We start from the raw sequence: 18,235 nt of genomic DNA, 5'->3' as shown, positions 1-18,235 counted from the left end.
TCTCGCCCAATCACCTTCAATCCAAACTCGAACCAAAGGACACCCATCATGGACGTCATCCTTCTTGAACGGATCGGCAAGCTCGGTCAGATCGGCGACACCGTTCGCGTACGCGACGGTTTTGCCCGCAACTATCTTCTCCCCACGGGCCGCGCCCTGCGTGCGAACGCCGCGAACCAGGCTCGCTTCGAAGCGCAGAAGGAGCAGATCATCCAGCGTAACGAAGAGCGCAAGGGTGAAGCCCGCCAGATCGGCAACCAGATCGAAGGCAAGACCTTCGTTGCCGTCCGCTCCGCCGGCGAGAGCGGCCAGCTCTACGGTTCGGTCTCGGCGCGCGACATTTCCGATCTGATCGGACAGGGTGGCTTCAAGGTCGGCCGCAACGAGGTCGTCCTGCAGCAGCCCATCAAGCAGATCGGCGTTCATGACGTCACGATCGCGCTTCACCCCGAGGTCGAGGTCGTCGTCAAGATCAACGTCGCCCGCTCCAACGATGAAGCCGAGCGCCAGGCAGCCGGTGAGGATCTCACCTCCTACGAGGCGATCTACGGCGAGGAAGAGCCGAACTTCGGTGGCTCGCCCGACGCCATGGACGAGGATCGCGCATTCGAGGACGAGGACGGCGAGCCGATCGATCGCGAAGCGGAAGCCCAGTCCGAAGGCCAGCCGAGCTAAGTCTCCTCGCACTTCGCCGAAACCAACAAACTGCGTTTCGAAAAGGGTCCCGGCCACGGGGCCCTTTTTTCGTGCCCCATCTCCTTATGAGCGCACGGCTGGTCTTTCACGGCGGATAGGCAGAAAGGAAGCGAGCCCCGGCGATATCGTCCACGATGTTATCCACAGCTTGTCCCGTAATGCACCGGCGGTTGTGACGCGTGCCGACCTCGTGCTTTCGTCGTTCCATCCCCCCCTCGCCTCGTGTATCCCTCTGTCTTCGGCGGACGTGACATGAGGATAATGGACGGATGGCTCAGGCATTGCGGAAGCTCGAGCAGGACGAACAGGCGCTCTATCGGGAGGCGCCGAACAATCTGGAGGCCGAACAGGCGCTCCTCGGTGCGATCCTCGTCAACAACGACGCCTATTACATCGTCCACGATTTCCTGAAGGCCGATCACTTCTACGAGCCGCTGCATCGGGAGATCTTCTCCAAGGCCTCGGAGATGATCCGGATGGGCAAGATCGCCAATCCGGTCACGATCAAGACCTTTCTGGCCGGCGACCAGCGCGTCGGCGAAATGACGATCGCCCAGTATCTCGCGCGCCTTGCGGCGGAGGCGACGACCGTCATCAATACCGGCGACTACGGCCGCGCGATCTACGATCTCGCCATTCGACGTTCGCTCATCCGGATCGGAGAGGATGTCGTCAACATCGCCTTCGACGCGCCTCTCGATATGGAGCCTAAGAGCCAGATCGAGGATGCCGAGCGCCGCCTCTTCGAACTCGCCGAGACCGGCCGCTACGACGGCGGCTTCCAGTCCTTCCGCGATGCGATCGATACGGCAGTCCAGATGGCGACCGCCGCCAAGGACCGCGACGGAGGCCTGTCAGGCGTCTCCTGCGGCATGCATTCGATCGACCGGAAGATGGGTGGCTTGCAGCCCTCGGACTTGATCATCCTCGCCGGGCGACCGGCCATGGGCAAGACGTCCCTCGCAACCAATATCGCCTTCAACGTCGCGGCGGCCTACGAGCCTGCCGAACAGGCCGATGGAAGCTTCAAGGCGAAGAATGGCGGCGTGGTCGGCTTCTTCTCCCTCGAAATGTCAGCCGAGCAGCTGGCGACGCGTATCATTTCCGAGCAGACCGAGATCTCCTCCTCCAAGATCCGGCGCGGCGAGATCAACGACTCGGAACTGCAGAAGCTGATCGCCTGCACCGAGATGATGAGCAAGATCCCGCTCTATATCGACCAGACGGGCGGCATCTCGATCGCGCAGCTCGCGGCTCGTGCCCGGCGCCTGAAGCGCCAGCGGGGCCTCGACCTGATGGTGATCGACTACGTTCAGCTGATGACTGGCTCCTCGAAGAAATCTTCCGAGAACCGGGTCCAGGAGATCACCGAGATCACGACGGGCCTCAAGGCACTGGCGAAGGAGTTGTCCGTTCCGGTCATCGCCCTCTCGCAGCTGTCGCGTCAGGTGGAGAACCGTGAGGACAAGCGCCCGCAGCTCTCCGATCTTCGCGAATCCGGCTCCATCGAGCAGGACGCCGACGTCGTCCTCTTCGTCTATCGCGAGGAGTATTATCTAGCCAATCGCGAGCCCAAGCCCGGCACGGACGAGCACCTGAAATGGGAACAGGCCTTGAATGACGCGCGAGGCAAGGGCGATGTGATCATCGCCAAGCAGCGTCACGGTCCGGTCGGTACGGTCAGCCTCGCCTTCCAGCCGGAATATACCCGGTTCTCGGATCTCGCGGACGACGCCTACCTGCCGGAGCAGACCTATTGACGCTCGCAACGAGGCGGGTTCTCACGGCGATGAGCGAGGCAGCGCAGCCCGCCGCATCGGGACTTCGCGAAGCGGGACCTCAGCGCATGCCGAGCGTCGAAATCGATCGAAGCGCGCTCGTGCGGAATTGGCGAAGGGTCGCGGCGAGACAGCCGAACGCGCGGACCGGAGCGGCGGTGAAATGCGACGGCTATGGGCTGGGTGCGGCTGAGGTCGCGCGAGCGCTTCACGAAGCCGGCTGCCGCGACTTCTTCGTCGCCTGGCCCGAGGAAGGCGGAATCGTCAGACAGGCGATCGAAGCCTTGAGCGACACACCCGAGAGCCGGATCTATGTGCTTCAGGGGATCGAGCCGGATGCGATCGAACTCTTCCGGCAGGAACGGCTGATTCCCGTCCTGTCGAGCAGGGACGACATCGCGATCTGGACCGAGGGCGCAAGTCGTCCCGGCGATCGACCGATTGCTGCCCTTCAGGTCGAGACCGGAATGAACCGGCTGGGGATCGACGATCAGGATCTGGACTTCGTCGCCGCACTCGTCGCATCCGGCGATCTGAAGACGGGGCTTCTTCTCAGCCATCTCGCGAGCGCCGACGAGTCGCGCGAGCAAACGGGCAGTCAGTTCCGGCGCTTCAACGAGATCGCCGAGCGCTTTCCGGATGTCGAGCGCTCGCTCGCGAACTCGGCGGGTGTGTTCTGCGGCCCCGAATTCGGTTTCGAACTGACGCGCCCCGGTATCGCTCTTTATGGAGGACGCGGCTCCCTGCCGGATGATTGCGGGATCGAGCCGGTCGCGACATTGACCGCGGCGGTTCTTCAGATCCGGACCGCGAAGGCGGGCGAAGCCGTCGGCTATGGCGGAACGGTACGCCTTTCCCGTCCGACGCGGATCGCGACCATCGGCATGGGCTACGGTGACGGCTATCGCCGTGCCCTTTCGGGAGACCATGCCGCAACGCGTCCCGATCTGCCGACGCCGTCCGCCTTCCTCCACGGCCACCGGGTGCCGATCCTCGGTCGGATATCGATGGATCTCGTTCTCCTGGATGTCAGCGACCTGCCCGAGGGCCGCGTGCAGCCCGGCGACCGCGCGGAGTTCTTCGGGCCGAACGTTCCCATCGACGAGGTGGCGCGGGCGGCCGGAACCATCGCCTACGAAATGCTGACCGGTCTTGGCCCAAGGGTCTATCGTCGCTGGTCGCAAGGCACTAACTGAGCCGCCATGGCCAAAGCGAAACTCACATTCATCTGCCAGTCCTGCGGGGCCGTCTACAATCGCTGGCAAGGCAAATGCGATGCCTGCGGCGAGTGGAATACGATCGTCGAGGAATCCTCGGCCGGCGGGGTCGCCGGTGGACCGCAACGCTCACGCCGGCGCGGCACGCCGGGCCAGCTTCTGCCTCTGTCCGGCGAGAGCGAGGAAGCCCCGCGGATCGCATCCGGCATCGCCGAACTCGACCGTGCAACGGGCGGCGGCATCGTGCGCGGTTCGGCGATTCTCATCGGCGGCGATCCCGGCATCGGAAAGTCGACGCTGCTCATGCAGGCGGCGGCCGCGCTCGCGCGCAAGGGCTCGAAGGTCATCTACGTGTCCGGCGAGGAAGCGGTCGCGCAGGTCCGGCTGCGCGCAGAGCGCCTGAAGGCGAGCGATACGAGCGTGAAGCTCATGGCCGAGACCAATGTGGAGGACATTCTCGCGACCCTCTCCGACAGCGGCAGACCGGATCTCGTCATCATCGATTCGATCCAGACCCTCTGGAGCGATCTCGCCGAGTCCGCGCCCGGAACGGTGACGCAGGTTCGGACGGGCGCGCAATCCCTGATCCGTTTCGCCAAGGCGTCCGGAGCCGCCGTCGTGCTTGTCGGCCATGTCACGAAGGAGGGCCAGATCGCAGGCCCCCGCGTCGTCGAGCACATGGTGGACGCCGTCCTCTATTTCGAGGGTGAAGGCGGCCACCACTACCGCATTCTGAGAACGGTGAAGAACCGCTTCGGCCCCACCGACGAGATCGGCGTCTTCGAGATGGGCGACAAGGGCCTGCGGGAAGTGCCGAATCCATCGGAACTCTTCTTGGGCGAACGCAACAACAAGGCGCCCGGCGCCGCCGTCTTCGCGGGGGTCGAGGGAACGCGCCCCGTTCTGGTGGAGATCCAGGCGCTCGTCGCGCCCTCCTCTCTCGGCACGCCGCGACGTGCAGTCCTCGGCTGGGACGCGCCACGGCTTGCGATGGTGCTCGCGGTCCTGGAAGCACGCTGCGGCGTGCGGCTCGGCCAGCACGACGTCTATCTGAATGTCGCCGGAGGGTTTCGAATCTCCGAACCCGCTGCCGACCTCGCGGTCGCGGCGGCTCTCGTCTCTTCGCTTTCCGGGGTCACCCTTCCGGCCGACGCGGTCTATTTCGGCGAGATCAGCCTGTCGGGCGCGACGCGGCCTGTCGCGCAATCGGCGCTGCGCCTTCGCGAGGCGGAAAAACTCGGCTTCTCGCGCGCGACGATCCCCGCCAACATTCCAGACCTTCCGAAGGGCGATCTTCGCGTCAGCGAGATCGAGACGCTCGCAGACCTCGTCGCAACCATCGCGGCCGGCTCCAGCACACAGGCCGAGGACTGACGGCATGGCGTCTTGATCTTGACGCAAGGAAGGTGTGAAACGCCTCGAATTGCGTTCGTTTCCGGTTCCGGCGACGAATGAGAGGCGTCCCCGCTTCGATCATCAACCGACTACGGATCTGAACCCAGCGATGTCATTCACCATTCTCGACGCGATCCTGGTCGCCATCATGCTCGTTTCGGCGCTGCTCGCCATGGTGCGAGGCTTCTCCCGCGAGGTGCTGTCGATCGTCGCGTGGCTGGTCGCCGCCGTCGCCGCATTCTACGGCTATCCCTATGTCCTTCCCTATGTCGCGGAACACGTGAACTCCGACACGGTCGCGCTGGCGATCTCGGCGGCGATCTGCTTCTTCGTCGCGCTGATCATCGTCTCGTTCATCACGTTGAAGATCGCGGATTTCATCATCGACAGCCGTGTCGGTGCCGTGGACCGCGTTCTCGGCTTCGTCTTCGGCGCCGCCCGCGGTCTTCTTCTCGTGGTCGTCGCCATGCTGTTCTTCAACTGGCTCGCGCCGGAGAATCAGCCCTCCTGGGTCGCGAACGCGGCGTCCAAGCCCATGCTCGACGACTTCGGGCAGGATCTGATCGCCGCTCTGCCCGACAATCCCGAACAGAGCATCCTCGACCAGATCGACGGTCTCAACCCGGCCGAGGAAGAGGCGCCCGAGACCGGCGGCGAAAATGTTGACGGCGTCATCGAGAACGCACAATAAACCGTATTTCATTTGCACAGCGCCCGGAAACGGGCGTATGGCACAAGGACGGCGTCGGGTTAGCGCTCGGAACGCTGAAGTCTATCTAACGGCCAGGTGTCGGCCTTTCGGGTTCGGCAGGCAGTGAGAAGCGTCATGGACGAAACGCCTTTCGGCGACGACACGCTGCATGAGGAATGCGGCGTTTTCGGCATTTACGGTCGCACCGACGCCGCCGCGTTGGTCACGCTCGGCCTGCATGCCCTTCAGCATCGAGGCCAGGAAGCGGCGGGCATTGTCGCTTACGACGGGACCCAGTTCCATGTGGAGCGTCATCCCGGGCTCATCGGCGACACCTTCACCAAGCAGTCGGTGCTGGAGCGGCTTCCGGGCGACAGCGCGATCGGCCACACGCGATACGCCACGACGGGTGGCGGGGGCCTGCGAAACGTGCAGCCCTTCTTCGCGGAACTCGCCGCCGGCGGGTTCGCGGTCGCCCATAACGGCAACATCACGAATGCGATGACGGTGCAGCGCGAGCTGCAGCGGCGCGGGTCGATCTTCTCCTCGACCTCCGACACCGAGACGATCCTTCATCTGATCGCGACCTCGGGGGCCCGCCTCTTCAAGGACAAGCTGATCGATGCCCTCTCGCGGCTCGAAGGCGCGTTCTCGCTGGTCGGACTGTCGGCGAAGAAACTCGTCGGCGTACGCGATCCGCTCGGCATTCGTCCGCTGGTGCTCGGCGATCTCGAAGGCTCGCCGATCCTGACATCCGAGACCTGCGCCCTCGACATCATCGGCGCCGACTACGTCCGGGACATCGAGCCCGGCGAGATGGTGATCGTGACGGCTGACGGCATCGAAAGCCTCTTCCCGTTCCAGAAGCGCAAGAGCCGCTTCTGCATCTTCGAATATGTCTATTTCGCAAGGCCCGACTCCAACGTCGAAGGCCGGAACGTCTACACGATCCGCAAGAATATCGGCGCCGAACTCGCCCGCGAGAGCCATGTCGAGGCCGATCTCGTCGTACCGGTCCCCGATTCCGGCGTTCCGGCCGCGATCGGATATGCCCAGCAGTCGAACATGCCCTTCGAGCTCGGCATCATCCGCAATCATTACGTGGGCCGGACCTTCATCCAGCCCAGCGACGCGATCCGTCATATGGGCGTGAAGCTGAAGCACAATGCCAACCGGGCGATGATCGAGGGCAAGAGGATCGTTCTCGTCGACGATTCGATCGTGCGCGGCACGACCAGCCAGAAGATCGTCCAGATGATGCGGGACGCGGGCGCGGCTGAAGTCCACATGCGCATCGCCTCGCCCCCCACCACCGGCGCGTGTTTCTACGGCGTCGATACGCCGGAGACCGGGAAGCTCCTCGCATCCCGCATGTCGATCCAGCAGATGGCCGAGTTCATCAAGGTCGACAGTCTCGCCTTCATCTCGATCGACGGTCTCTACCGGGCCTGCGACGAAGACGCGCGCGACAAGCATCAGCCGCAATATTGCGACGCATGCTTCACGGGCGACTATCCGACCGCCCTCACCGATCTCGACTCGTTCGAGAATGTCAGGCAGCTCTCCCTCCTCGGCGGGTTCGGCTGACAACGCCTTCGAAGGACATCATGACTGCAAGACTGGACGGACGCGTCGCACTGGTGACCGGTGCCTCGCGCGGCATCGGCTACGAACTCGCAGCGGCTCTCGCCGCCGAAGGCGCGCACGTCTACTGCGTGGCTCGCACCGTGGGCGGTCTTGAGGAACTCGACGACCGCATCAGGCGGACCGGCGGTTCGGCGACCCTCGTCCCGCTGGATCTTCTCGATTACGAGGGGATCGACCGTCTCGGTGCCGCGATCTTCGAACGGCATCGCAAGCTCGACGTGATGGTCGCCAATGCCGGAATGCTCGGTGTGCTTTCCCCGATCGGTCATATCGAGCCGAAGACCTTCGAGAAGACGCTTGCGACGAACGTGACCTCGGTCTGGCGTCTCATCCGATCGCTCGATCCGCTGCTGCGTGCGTCCGATGCCGGCCGGGCGATCATGATGTCCTCGGGCGCCGCCCATTCGGCGAAGGCCTACTGGTCGCTTTATGCCGCGACGAAAGCGGCGGTCGAGGCCATGACGAAGTCATGGGCCAACGAAACCGCGAAGACGAACCTGAAGGTCAACTCGGTCAATCCCGGGGCGACGGCGACCAAGATGCGCGCGCAGGCGATGCCCGGCGAAGACCCGAAGACGCTGCCGACCCCGCAGGAGGTCGCCTCGAAGATCCTGCCTCTGGCGCTTCCCGAGCTCAACGTGACTGGCGGCTATTTCGACGTGCGCGAAAACCGGTTCCTCGATTACCACATGCCGGGATGACCGACGGACCTGCGTTCTCAGGCGACCTTTTTCGGCTCTTTCGGCACCGTCGGCATCGAGCGCAGAGCCTGGGCGTAGCAGCCGGCGAGAAGATCCAGATCGACGGGAATATGGGTTACGAGCGCCTTCTCGATACCCCTGCGATCGAGCCCCTCCTTCATCAGGTTCCGGATCGCCCGCGTCAAAAGAATCGCGTCGTCGAGGCGCTGCGGTTCACGTAGGAACATGCCGTTTCCTCCTCTCGCGATCACATTGCTTCGAATGCGTCGCGTCTGTGCCCGAGAGAGAAGCTAAATGCGGTTTCCGTTGCGGAGCTTGCACAGTCGTGCGGACAGTTCGTGCCGAGCGCCAAGCCGTTTTACATCGAGCCTCGTGTCCAAACGTGTTGCGGCGCACGCTGGAAATTGCGCACAGTATCCACGGCAGGGTTGCCGGCTGGCCGCGTGGGCTGATCTATAGGGCGTGCGGACCCGACGCTCGAAGCCATCGGTTCACCGGATCGCGGTCCGTCGGTTCAAATGCCGCGCATCACGGAAATGGGAGAGACCGAATTGCCGACCTACAAGCTTGAGAACGACCGCCCGGAAATGCCGGCGGGAAGCGAACCCTTCATCGCGCCCGGTGCCCGCGTGGTGGGAAGGGTTCGATTCGGGGCGAATGTCGGCGTGTGGTTCAACGCGGTCATACGCGGCGACAACGAGTGGATGGAGATCGGCGACGACACGAACATCCAGGACAACTCCACCCTTCACAGCGATCTCGGCTTTCCGCTGACGATCGGCAAGGGATGCACGATCGGCCACAACGCGATCGTCCACGGATGCACGCTCGGCGACAACGTGCTCGTGGGAATGGGCGCGACCATTCTCAACGGCGCGGTCATCGGAGACAATTCGATCGTCGGTGCGAATGCCCTTGTGACGGAAGGCAAGACCTTTCCGCCGAATTCGCTCATCGTCGGCTCGCCCGCCAAGGCGGTTCGCGAACTCGACGATGCGACGGCGGAGAAGCTGAAGCAATCGGCAAGACACTATGTGGCGAATGCCAAGCGCTTCTCGAAGGGCCTGGAGCCGATCGAACGCTGAAGTCGTCGGATACCGGCATAGGCTCGCACCCATCCATCAAGGCAGGCATCCGAACCGTGAACGAACCCTTCTCGCCGCGTATCCGCCAGATCTCCTCCGGCTCGCCCTTCATCGGGCCGGAGACGTTGGAGCGCATGCGCGGAGGCGCGTTCACGGCACGTCTCGGTGCCAATGAGAGCGTATTCGGACCCTCCCCGAAGGTCATCGAGGCGGTCGGCAGGGCGGCGGCGGATGGCTGGATGTATGGCGATCCCGAACAGTTCGAACTGCGCGAGGCGCTCGCCGAGCATCTCGGCCTCGCAGTCGGGAACATTCTCTGCGGCACCGGCATCGACGGCTTGCTGCGGGACCTCGTCGCGGCTTGTTGCGAGCCGGGTGACAGCGTACTGGCAAGTCTCGGTTCCTATCCGACCTTCACCTACTTCGCGGGCGCTGCCGGGGTGCGCGTCGAGACCGTTCCCTATCAATCCGATTTCAGGCAGGATCTGCAGGCCCTTGCCGAAAGTGCGGAGCGGATCCGACCCCGCATTCTCTACCTCACCAATCCCGACAACCCGACCGGGTCATACTGGCAGGCGTCCGATATCGAGACGTTGATCGAACGGGTCCCCGAGGAAACGCTGATCGCGCTCGATGAGGCTTACTGCGAATTCGCGCCCGCGAGCGCCATGCTCGAAGCCGGTTTCATCCGTCCCAATCTCCTTCGGTTTCGAACCTTCTCCAAAGCCTATGGCATGGCCGGCTTCCGGTTGGGATACGTCTTCGGCGATCCGGGCGACATCCGGCAGTTCAATAAGATCCGCGACCACTTCTCACTCTCTCGTCTGGCACAGGTCGCGGGCATTGCGGCCCTTGCAGACCAGGATCACCTGCGAACCGTCCTCGATCTCGTGGCCGACGGCCGGGAGCGTCTGACGCGGGCGGCGGAGCGTCACGGACTGACGCCTTTGCCGTCTGCTGCCAATTTCGTCGCCATGGCCGTTGCCGGCGACGCGCAATATACCGGCGAACTCGCAGAGAGGATCGAGGCATCCGGCGTGTTCATCCGAAGGCCCCGCGCCAAGGGTCTCGACAACCTCTTGCGGATCAGCGTCGGCACCGCCTCCGACGCGCAAGTCTTCGAGGACGCACTGGAACGAGCGCTGCACCACCGCGAGGCTTGAAAGCGGACCGCAGTCGCAGCCTCCGGGTCCTCCACCGCCCTCTTATGGGCATGTTCGCCTTATAACGAGGGCGGCGTTTCTGGACGTGAGACCAAACCGGAGCGCCCTTTGTTCGCGAGCCCTTTCTCGATATCCCGACACGCATCGGCCCTCGCCGCAGCGGGCCTGTGCGCGGCCTTTCTCTCGGCCTCTCCAGCTTCCGCAGGACCGGGACTGACCGGTTCCTGGCAAACGGAAGACGGAGAAGTCATCTCCATCGAGCCTTGCGGGGACCGATACTGCGCATCCGTCGCGACGGGTGCCTACAAGGGCGCGTCGGTCGCCCATGTTTCCGGCCCCGGCCCGGAATACAAGGGACGGGTGAGCGATCCGCGCGACGGCAAGAGCTATCCCGGTTCCCTCATCCTCGAAGGTCGGCAGATCGCGGTGAAGGGCTGCATCATGGAAGTCTTCTGCAAGACGGTGCAGCATTGGCAGCAAGCCCGATAGGCATCTTACGTAAAAGTTCGAATTCTAGCGTGTCGTGGATTGCTCTGACGCCTGTTCTGGCCGTACCATCATGCCCGGAGGGCTCGTCGATCGGGAGGATCGGTGAGCTTGAAATCGGGAGGAAGAACGCGTGCGCATCAATCTGAGATCCGCTGTCACCATTGTAGTCTTTGCCGCTTCGACGGCCTTCGCTCAGGCGCAGGGAGCCGAGCCGATCGTCGGCCAGTGGCGTGCGGAAACCGGCAATATCGTCAAGGTTTCTGCCTGTGGCGGCAGCTACTGCGCGACGATCGTCACGGGTGAGCACAAGGGCAAGCGGATCGGTCAGCTGTCCGGCAGCGGCGGGCAATATCGCGGAACGGTCACCGATCCGAGTTCCGGGAAAACCTATAACGGCTCGGCCGCGATTTCCGGCGGCGGCGCATCGCTGAAGCTCACCGGTTGTGCGCTGAAGATCTTCTGCAAGAGCCAGACCTGGTCACGCGTGTGAGCATGATGCCGCCGATCCGGCATTGAGCAGGTATAAGTCCCGGTCACGGCAAAGTGTAGGCCGCTGCGGGAAAGCTCGACGGCACCTTTCGTTCTTCATCGTAACCGCCGTAGATGCGGCGGTCACGATATCGATGAACGACAGGACGACCCCATGAAAACGAGAACGCTTACGGCAGCCGCTGTGCTGGCATGCCTCATCGGCGGAATGGCGACGCAGGCACAGGCGGGCGAGCCGATCGAAGGCAAGTGGCGCGCGCCGGACGGCGGCATCGTGCAGGTGGATCCGTGCGGCAGCGAGTTCTGTGCGACCGTCGTAACCGGTCAGCACAAAGGCAAGGCGGTCGGCCGCATGGCGGGCTCCGGAACGAACTACGAGGGGACGGTGACGGACCCGCGCGAGGACAAGACCTATACGGGCACGGTGGAGATCGCCGACGACGGCAATTCGCTGAAGCTCGAAGGCTGCGCCCTCAAGGTCTTTTGCAAGGCGCAGACCTGGACACGTGCCTGAGCATCATCACTGACAAAGCGGCGGGGTTCACGCCTCGTCGCGTTCATCGTCGGCCTCGCCATCGACGACGGACGAGGCCAGCGGATAGGCAAAGCCGGCGCGCATCATTGCGGCCACGTCGCGATCACGCCGTTCGGCTCGGTCGCGGAGCCTCCAGGGTCCGAGACGCCGGCGTTTCGCATAGCTGCGGGCGGCCGTCTCCTCCAGCGTTTCATCCTCGGCAACCACCGCATCGATCGTTCCGCGATCGACGCCCTTTTCCGAAAGCTTGGCTTCGACCATGCGGATCGACAAGCCCTTTCTCCTGAACGAGCGAACCTTCGCTTCGGCAAAACTCCGGTCGTCGAGAAAGCCGAGTTCGTCAAATCTCGAAACGACGTCCGCGATGAGATCCGAGTGATCGGTGTCGAACTCGTCGCGAAGCATCATGCGACGTTTCGTTTTACGTTCGAGAACACGGCGGAAGTTCTCCGAGGACGTCGCATAGCGCTCGAGGTAATGGGCTCCCGCGCGCATGAGCCATTCCCGCGAGACCGGTCCCGGCGTTTTCCTGCGGGGTTCTGCCATCGAAGTCCTCGTTCTTCCTCGCGATCCCGTGTCTTCCGCCTGCGGGACATGCAGGTGATCCGCTTGCGAGACGAAACCTAGGACGCCGCGCGCCATCATCACGCTCGGCTCTGCCGCAAGTCCTGCGAGGCAGCTTGCGGCCGGCTCGCTTTGCCGCATGGAGACTTGCGAAAAGAGTTCTCTCTTCGTAACGGACTGAGATTGCATGGCAGGGAGCCCGCCCGGAGCGTTTTCACCCTGCTTCAAACTCATCCTTTCCGGCATCGGCTGAAGGACCCACCCATGCAGGCGTTCCTGTCCCTGTCCCGGGGGATCGACCGCGTCACGACGTTCTTCGGACGTTTCGTCTCGTGGCTCATCCTCGTCGTCGTCCTCGTCAGCGCGGGCAATGCCGTCGTCCGAAAGGTCTTCAACACCTCGTCCAATGCCTGGCTCGAAGTCCAGTGGTATCTGTTCGGAGCCGTCTTCATGCTGGCGGGCGCATGGACCCTGTTGCGCAACGAACATATCCGCGTCGACATCGTCTCCAATCTGCTCTCGAAGCGCACGCGCGACTGGATCGACTTTCTCGGGCACATCCTCTTTCTCATGCCCTTCGCGGTGCTGATGGTCTGGATCCTCGTGCCTTACGTGATCAGCTCCTTCGAGCGACAGGAATACTCCTCCAATGCCGGCGGTCTGATCGTCTGGCCCGCCAAGGCGCTGCTGCTCGCAGGTTTCGTTTTGCTTCTTCTGCAGGCGGTCTCCGAACTCATCAAACGGGCGGCGATCCTCTTTGCCGGGGAACCGGACACGACGCCGCTGGCAAAGCAGATGCCGCTCGCCTCGGAAATGGAGACCCTCATGCCCGAAACGCCTGCAAGGGGTGGCGCCGCGCTCGCCGAGCATGCGAATGGGGCGTCGAGAAAGGGAGATGCAGCGTGATCGAGTTTATCGCCCACAACCTCGCGCCGATCATGTTCGCGTCGCTGGTCGTGTTCCTGCTCCTCGGCTATCCGGTGGCCTTCTCGCTTGCGGCGAACGGGCTTCTCTTCTTCTTCATCGGCGTCGAGCTCGCGCCGCTCTCGCCCGACATCAACCTCTTCTATCCCCTGCTCGGCGCCCTGCCCGATCGCTTCTTCGGCGGCGTCATGGCGAACGACACGCTTCTTGCGATCCCCTTCTTCACCTTCATGGGGTTGATCCTCGAGAGGTCCGGCATGGCCGAGGACCTGCTCGAGACGATCGGGCAGCTCTTCGGTTCGCTTCCCGGCGGCCTCGCCTATGCGGTCATCATCGTCGGCGCACTGCTCGCGGCGACCACCGGCGTCGTCGCCGCATCCGTCATCGCGATGGGCCTGATCTCGCTGCCGATCATGCTGCGTTACGGCTATGATCGGAAGCTGGCCTCCGGCGTCATCGTCGCATCGGGAACGCTCGCACAGATCGTCCCGCCCTCGCTCGTCCTCATCGTTCTGGCCGACCAGCTGGGGCGCTCGGTCGGAGACATGTATTCGGGCGCGCTCGTGCCGGCGCTGATCCTGAGCGGGCTCTATCTTCTCTACATCTTCGCGATGACGGTCTTCTCGGCCCGATCGGCCCCTGCCCTCCCGCCGGAGGCGCGCACGCTCGGGCGGGGCGTCACCTCGCTGCTCGTCGCTCTTGCTGCCGCCTTCGCGATCGCCTGGGCCGTTTCGGTCTATCTGGAAGGACGCGTGCCGCAGGGCCATGCGATCTGGGGAGCCGCAATCGGCGTGGTCGCGATTTACGCGGTCGCCACGCTGAACAAAGCGCTGAAACTCAACCTTCTGTCGAACCTGGCGCAGCAGGTCATCATTGTCCTGATCCCGCCGCTCGCCCTGATTTTCCTGGTCCTGGGAACGATCTTTCTGGGCGTTGCAACGCCCACCGAGGGTGGAGCGATGGGTGCGGTCGGCGCGCTGGTTCTCGCTCTCGGCAAGAGACGGCTCAATCTCAGCCTTCTGGTTCAGGCGATGGAGTCGACGGCAAAGCTGTCCTCCTTCGTGCTCTTCATCCTGATCGGCGCCCGGGTGTTCTCGCTCACCTTCTACGGCATCAACGGCCATATCTGGGTGGAAGAGCTTCTGACGACGATCCCGGGCGGCGAAACAGGCTTCCTGATCGCCGTCAACGTCCTCGTCTTCTTCCTCGCCTTCTTCCTCGATTTCTTCGAGCTCGCCTTCATCATCGTGCCGCTTCTGGCGCCGGCAGCGGAATCCCTCGGCATCGATCTCATCTGGTTCGGCGTGCTGCTCGGCATCAACATGCAGACGAGCTTCATGCATCCGCCCTTCGGCTTCGCGCTCTTCTATCTGCGATCGGTCGCGGCGAAGGTGCCCTATCTCGATCGGATCACGGGCAAGCGGATGGAGCCGGTCACCACCGGACAGATCTACTGGGGCGCCGTCCCGTTTCTCGGCATCCAGATCCTGATGGTGGCGCTGACCATCCTGTTTCCGCAGATGGTGATGCGGTACAAGGACGAGGCTCCGGCAAGCGCGCCCGCATCGGTCGATATCGAGCTGCCCTCGTTCGGCGGGGCGGGCGGGATCGGACTTCCGCCTCTCACCTTCCCCGGATCGGACGGTGGCCAGCCGGCCAGCCAGCCGAACGCAGGCGCGTCGGCGCCCGATCTCGGACAGCTGTCACCGGAACTCGGGGGGAACGCGGACGCACAGACCGGTTCGGATCGCTCGCCCAACGATGCGGCAGCGCCGGCCTTCGGCCTGCCACCGCTGCAATTGGACGGGCCGGGCAGTCTTGAACCCGGATCGCCGTCCGCACCTTCGACGGATGCGGAACGAGGCTCGAATTCCGGCCAGTCGCCGACGTCCGCGCCGGCCGTCGACCTCTCGCAACCGCCCTCGTTCAACTGATCGAAGGACAAGCGGTCGCGGTCACTCGCGAAGTCGCCTCAGGCGGCGATCTCGCTGATCTCAGACTTCGGGGTGGCCTCGGAGCGCATCTGGAGGAGGCCGACGGCATAGGCGAGCGTCGCCGCTTCGGCACGGGCCCGGTCGAGCCCCGGCGCATCGGCCTCGTCGAGGCCGAACAGCGTACCGCCGGTCAGGAACGGTGCCTCGTAGGCAGCCCGCAGTGACAGGCCGACTGACAGGCGCTGGGTCGTGCTGCGTGCGATCAGCCCCTCCACCGCCTTTGCGACGCGGCTGTGGATCGGGGTGATGGCGCTTGCGACGAAGGCACGCTTGCGATCGGGCCGGCCGATCCCCGGCGTCTCGTCGAAGAGCCGGTCGGTCTCGATGGCGGCGTATGCCGACAGCGGCGAGAAGCGAACGGGAATGAGCGTCGTATCGGCCATCCGTTCGGCGAAGCGCAGCTGTTCCGGCAGCGTTCCACAATCGATGATCACGGCTTCGCCGCGGCGCCGGGCGCCACGAACGAGGCGCTCGATTTCGACCGTTTCGGTTTCGCGTTCCACACGCAGCTTGGCAGGAATGGAAGCTTTTGCAGCCCAGTTCGTCGCGTCCCCATCGCGTGCAGCATCGATCAGCAGGATCGGAATATTCGCTGCCGCAACGACGCCCGCAAGCGTCAAGGCGAGCGTGGTGGTGCCGGAGGACTTGAGCGAACCAATGGCGATAACGGGAATGGTCATGGAACCGTTTCCTATGGTTTTCAATCGTTTACCGGTCGCTCTTGGCTCGCCCCCAGATCACTTCCTACACACAGGCGAAGGTGGGGGACGACGGCGCGGCCGCGCCTGCCCTCTATCCGATACCGGGCTGGAGCAAATCTGGACTGCTTGACCCGGCACGCATTTCAACGGATCCATCGGCAAAACAGCAACTTGCGGCGCAGGAGGATCGGATGAACCGCGCGAACACGGGTATCGGCGAGGTCGTCGTCTTCGGCTCCCTCAATCTCGATCTCGTCTGCCGGGTGGAGACGATCGCCCATCCAGGCGAAACCGTCCTTGCCCCACGCTATGTCCAGATGTTCGGCGGAAAGGGCGCGAACCAGGCCGTTGCCGCCGCGCGCATACTCGGGTCTGGCGGCTCGGTGCGGATGATCGGCGCGGTCGGCGAGGATGCGTTCGGGGCGAGCGTGGTCGCCAATCTCGCTGCGATGGGCGTCGATGTTTCCGGCATCCAGCACACCCCGGAGCCGACGGGCGCAGCCTTCATCTCGATCGATGCGAGGGGGGAGAACGCCATCACGGTTGCGAGCGGAGCCAATGCGCTTCTGGGACCGGACGCCCTCCACACGCAGACGTTCAGCGAGGATACGGTTCTGGTTCTCCAGATGGAGACCCCGGCTGCCGCGGGGATCGAGGCGGCGCGGCGGGTGAAGGCAGCAGGTGGATCGACGATCCTGAACCTTGCGCCGGTGCCGCCGGCTCTGTCCGCAGAACAGCTTCGCGAACTGACGCATTCCATCGACTGGCTCGTCGTCAACGAGATCGAACTCAGTGCCGCGGCCAGTGCCCTCGGTCTTGCGTCTGCGTCGATCCCCGAACGCTCAGCAGATCTCGGCAGACATCTGGATATCGACGTGGTCGCGACGCTCGGCGCAAGCGGCGTTGTCGCCGCAAGGCGCGACGGAACGCTCGTCTCTCAGCCTGCCTTCCCTGTCGCCATTGAGGACACGACCGGGGCGGGCGACACTTTCTGCGGCACCTTCGCCGCAGGCCTTGCCGAAGGGCTCGACCCGGCATCCGCCATTCGGCGTGCGACCTGCGCGGCCTCGCTTGCCTGCCGAAGGGTCGGAGCGCAGTCCGCGATGCCGCACCGCGAGGTAGTCGAGGCCGTGCTCGCGCAGAACGGCTGATCGTCCGGGCGTGGTCGCACGCGCTTCTCAGTCCGCTCAGAACCGATACCAGAGACCCGCAAAAGCCCCGCGTTCCTTCAGGGCCTCACGCCCGGCGATCGTCGCAAAGCCTCCGCTCTGGATCGACCATGTCTCGTTGAGATCGTAGACCACCGAAGCCTGCGCCTTCTGATACGCATAGGATGCCTCCGGGCTATCCTCGGCGATCGTCGCGAAGCTCTGGAGGAGAAGCGTCGTGCGATCGAATGCCCTCACACCCAAGGATGCATCGAGAAGGATCTCGTTCGGTCCCTCCCCCAGGCGATAGCGATAGCCGGCCGACAGATCCACGAAGGAGGCACGCCCGAAAACCTCGAAATTGCCCCCGCCCGACCAGCGGGCCTCGATCAGCGGCGCATCCCATCCGAATTGATCGACTTCGAGATCGGCTTCCCCATACGCATCCTCGACGCGTCCGCCCAGTTCGACACTCATCGCGTAGAGATCGGACCGGTAGAGCTGCGTGCGGGCGAAAAGCGAAGCATTCGAGAGACCCGGCCGACGGAAGGGAAGCCCGTCGCTCGATTCCGATCCGAACTCGGCAGTTCCCGAAACCGTCAGCCACGATCGGACGCCGTAATCGATGAGAAGCGTCGCCGCGCCCTTCTCGAAATCGATCGGCTCCGTATCCCCGGACCGATCCAGAAATGCTTCGTTGGCGCTCGAGTAAAGCCCGGTCGCTATGATCTGGCCACTGCCTTCGTCCTGAAGCCACGCCGCTGCGAAGGTCGGCAGGCCGGAACAGGCGAGGAGAAGGATGCCGAGCGACGATATCGCCGGCAGACGGAGCATGCTCGGCGCCCTGCCCCTTACTCCGTACAGAATCGAAAAGCCGATCATCTCCAGACGGTGCCCCCGAATGCGAGATGCAACCTCCGCACCCGCCACAGGCCTTGAACGCTACCCAGGTTCGATAAAATTCTCCTTACACTGGGCGAGTGGCAGGAACGACCGGTGACGGCATTGGCGAAAAGAA

19 protein-coding genes are annotated in these 18,235 nt (G+C 63.9%); 15 read left to right on the top strand and 4 right to left on the bottom strand.

Translation table 11 applies throughout. From position 1 onward, the window contains the following. Positions 1–48: 48 nt before the first annotated feature. The 7 genes from rplI (at position 49) to DYI37_RS01600 (ending at position 8,125) form a co-directional block, all read left to right on the top strand. A complete protein-coding gene (gene rplI / locus DYI37_RS01630; protein WP_116681442.1) occupies positions 49–675 on the top strand; it encodes a 50S ribosomal protein L9 in 627 nt (208 codons plus the stop codon). A 290-nt stretch (positions 676–965) separates the two neighbouring features. Beyond that, entirely contained in the window at positions 966–2,456 is a 1,491-nt protein-coding gene (locus DYI37_RS01625) for a replicative DNA helicase (protein ID WP_116681441.1), read from the top strand. An 86-nt stretch (positions 2,457–2,542) separates the two neighbouring features. Further along, on the top strand, positions 2,543–3,670 hold the full coding sequence (alr, locus tag DYI37_RS01620; RefSeq protein ID WP_245413728.1) for an alanine racemase: 1,128 nt from the start codon (positions 2,543–2,545) through the stop codon (positions 3,668–3,670). A 6-nt stretch (positions 3,671–3,676) separates the two neighbouring features. Further along, positions 3,677–5,065: a DNA repair protein RadA gene (gene radA, locus DYI37_RS01615; protein WP_116681439.1), complete on the top strand. Its 1,389-nt coding sequence runs from the start codon at positions 3,677–3,679 to the stop codon at positions 5,063–5,065. Positions 5,066–5,195: 130 nt separating this feature from the next. Continuing rightward, positions 5,196–5,777 carry a CvpA family protein gene (locus DYI37_RS01610; RefSeq protein WP_116681438.1) on the top strand — a complete coding sequence of 194 codons (582 nt, stop codon included), beginning with the start codon at positions 5,196–5,198 and terminating at the stop codon, positions 5,775–5,777. A 135-nt stretch (positions 5,778–5,912) separates the two neighbouring features. Beyond that, positions 5,913–7,364 carry an amidophosphoribosyltransferase gene (purF, locus tag DYI37_RS01605; protein ID WP_116681437.1) on the top strand — a complete coding sequence of 484 codons (1,452 nt, stop codon included), beginning with the start codon at positions 5,913–5,915 and terminating at the stop codon, positions 7,362–7,364. Between the two features lie 20 nt (positions 7,365–7,384). Then, positions 7,385–8,125, top strand: coding sequence for an SDR family NAD(P)-dependent oxidoreductase (locus DYI37_RS01600; protein WP_116681436.1), 741 nt, complete (start codon positions 7,385–7,387; stop codon positions 8,123–8,125). 17 nt (positions 8,126–8,142) lie between these two features. Here the strand turns inward: DYI37_RS01600 and DYI37_RS01595 are convergent, their stop codons facing one another. Next, the gene (locus DYI37_RS01595; protein ID WP_116681435.1) at positions 8,143–8,352 is read right to left on the bottom strand and encodes a hypothetical protein; all 210 of its coding nucleotides are present in this window, start codon (positions 8,350–8,352) and stop codon (positions 8,143–8,145) included. A 324-nt stretch (positions 8,353–8,676) separates the two neighbouring features. Between DYI37_RS01595 and DYI37_RS01590 the strand changes: the two genes are divergently transcribed. The 5 genes from DYI37_RS01590 (at position 8,677) to DYI37_RS01570 (ending at position 11,865) form a co-directional block, all read left to right on the top strand. Then, on the top strand, positions 8,677–9,210 hold the full coding sequence (locus DYI37_RS01590; RefSeq protein ID WP_425365020.1) for a gamma carbonic anhydrase family protein: 534 nt from the start codon (positions 8,677–8,679) through the stop codon (positions 9,208–9,210). A gap of 56 nt (positions 9,211–9,266) precedes the next feature. Further along, on the top strand, positions 9,267–10,373 hold the full coding sequence (locus DYI37_RS01585; protein WP_245413727.1) for an aminotransferase class I/II-fold pyridoxal phosphate-dependent enzyme: 1,107 nt from the start codon (positions 9,267–9,269) through the stop codon (positions 10,371–10,373). A 108-nt stretch (positions 10,374–10,481) separates the two neighbouring features. Further along, positions 10,482–10,862 carry a DUF2147 domain-containing protein gene (locus tag DYI37_RS20510; protein ID WP_116681434.1) on the top strand — a complete coding sequence of 127 codons (381 nt, stop codon included), beginning with the start codon at positions 10,482–10,484 and terminating at the stop codon, positions 10,860–10,862. A 130-nt stretch (positions 10,863–10,992) separates the two neighbouring features. Continuing rightward, entirely contained in the window at positions 10,993–11,352 is a 360-nt protein-coding gene (locus DYI37_RS01575; RefSeq protein ID WP_199520053.1) for a DUF2147 domain-containing protein, read from the top strand. 153 nt (positions 11,353–11,505) lie between these two features. After that, complete coding sequence (locus DYI37_RS01570; protein WP_116681433.1) at positions 11,506–11,865, top strand: DUF2147 domain-containing protein; 360 nt, start codon at positions 11,506–11,508, stop codon at positions 11,863–11,865. Between the two features lie 27 nt (positions 11,866–11,892). On the opposite strand, the gene DYI37_RS01565 is transcribed toward DYI37_RS01570, so the two are convergent. After that, positions 11,893–12,432 carry a regulatory protein RecX gene (locus DYI37_RS01565; RefSeq protein ID WP_116681432.1) on the bottom strand — a complete coding sequence of 180 codons (540 nt, stop codon included), beginning with the start codon at positions 12,430–12,432 and terminating at the stop codon, positions 11,893–11,895. 282 nt (positions 12,433–12,714) lie between these two features. Between DYI37_RS01565 and DYI37_RS01560 the strand changes: the two genes are divergently transcribed. Next, positions 12,715–13,356, top strand: a complete 642-nt coding sequence (locus DYI37_RS01560; protein ID WP_116681431.1) for a TRAP transporter small permease subunit — start codon at positions 12,715–12,717, stop codon at positions 13,354–13,356. Further along, positions 13,353–15,308, top strand: a complete 1,956-nt coding sequence (locus tag DYI37_RS01555) for a TRAP transporter large permease (RefSeq protein WP_116681430.1) — start codon at positions 13,353–13,355, stop codon at positions 15,306–15,308. Before DYI37_RS01560 ends, DYI37_RS01555 begins: the two co-directional genes overlap by 4 nt. A gap of 38 nt (positions 15,309–15,346) precedes the next feature. Here DYI37_RS01555 and DYI37_RS01550 read toward each other — a convergent pair whose 3' ends face one another. Further along, the gene (locus DYI37_RS01550) at positions 15,347–16,048 is read right to left on the bottom strand and encodes a chromosome partitioning protein ParA (protein WP_116681429.1); all 702 of its coding nucleotides are present in this window, start codon (positions 16,046–16,048) and stop codon (positions 15,347–15,349) included. Between the two features lie 212 nt (positions 16,049–16,260). Between DYI37_RS01550 and DYI37_RS01545 the strand changes: the two genes are divergently transcribed. Then, complete coding sequence (locus tag DYI37_RS01545; protein ID WP_116681428.1) at positions 16,261–17,220, top strand: ribokinase; 960 nt, start codon at positions 16,261–16,263, stop codon at positions 17,218–17,220. Between the two features lie 36 nt (positions 17,221–17,256). Here DYI37_RS01545 and DYI37_RS01540 read toward each other — a convergent pair whose 3' ends face one another. Further along, a complete protein-coding gene (locus DYI37_RS01540) occupies positions 17,257–18,051 on the bottom strand; it encodes a hypothetical protein (protein ID WP_116681427.1) in 795 nt (264 codons plus the stop codon). Between the last annotated feature and the right edge of the window lie 184 nt (positions 18,052–18,235).

The organism is Fulvimarina endophytica, from assembly GCF_003403015.1.
In the GTDB taxonomy this organism is placed as follows: Bacteria; Pseudomonadota; Alphaproteobacteria; order Rhizobiales; family Rhizobiaceae; genus Fulvimarina; species Fulvimarina endophytica.
Note: the sequence above shows the minus strand (reverse complement) of the source record. Positions and strands in the feature narration are given on the sequence as shown.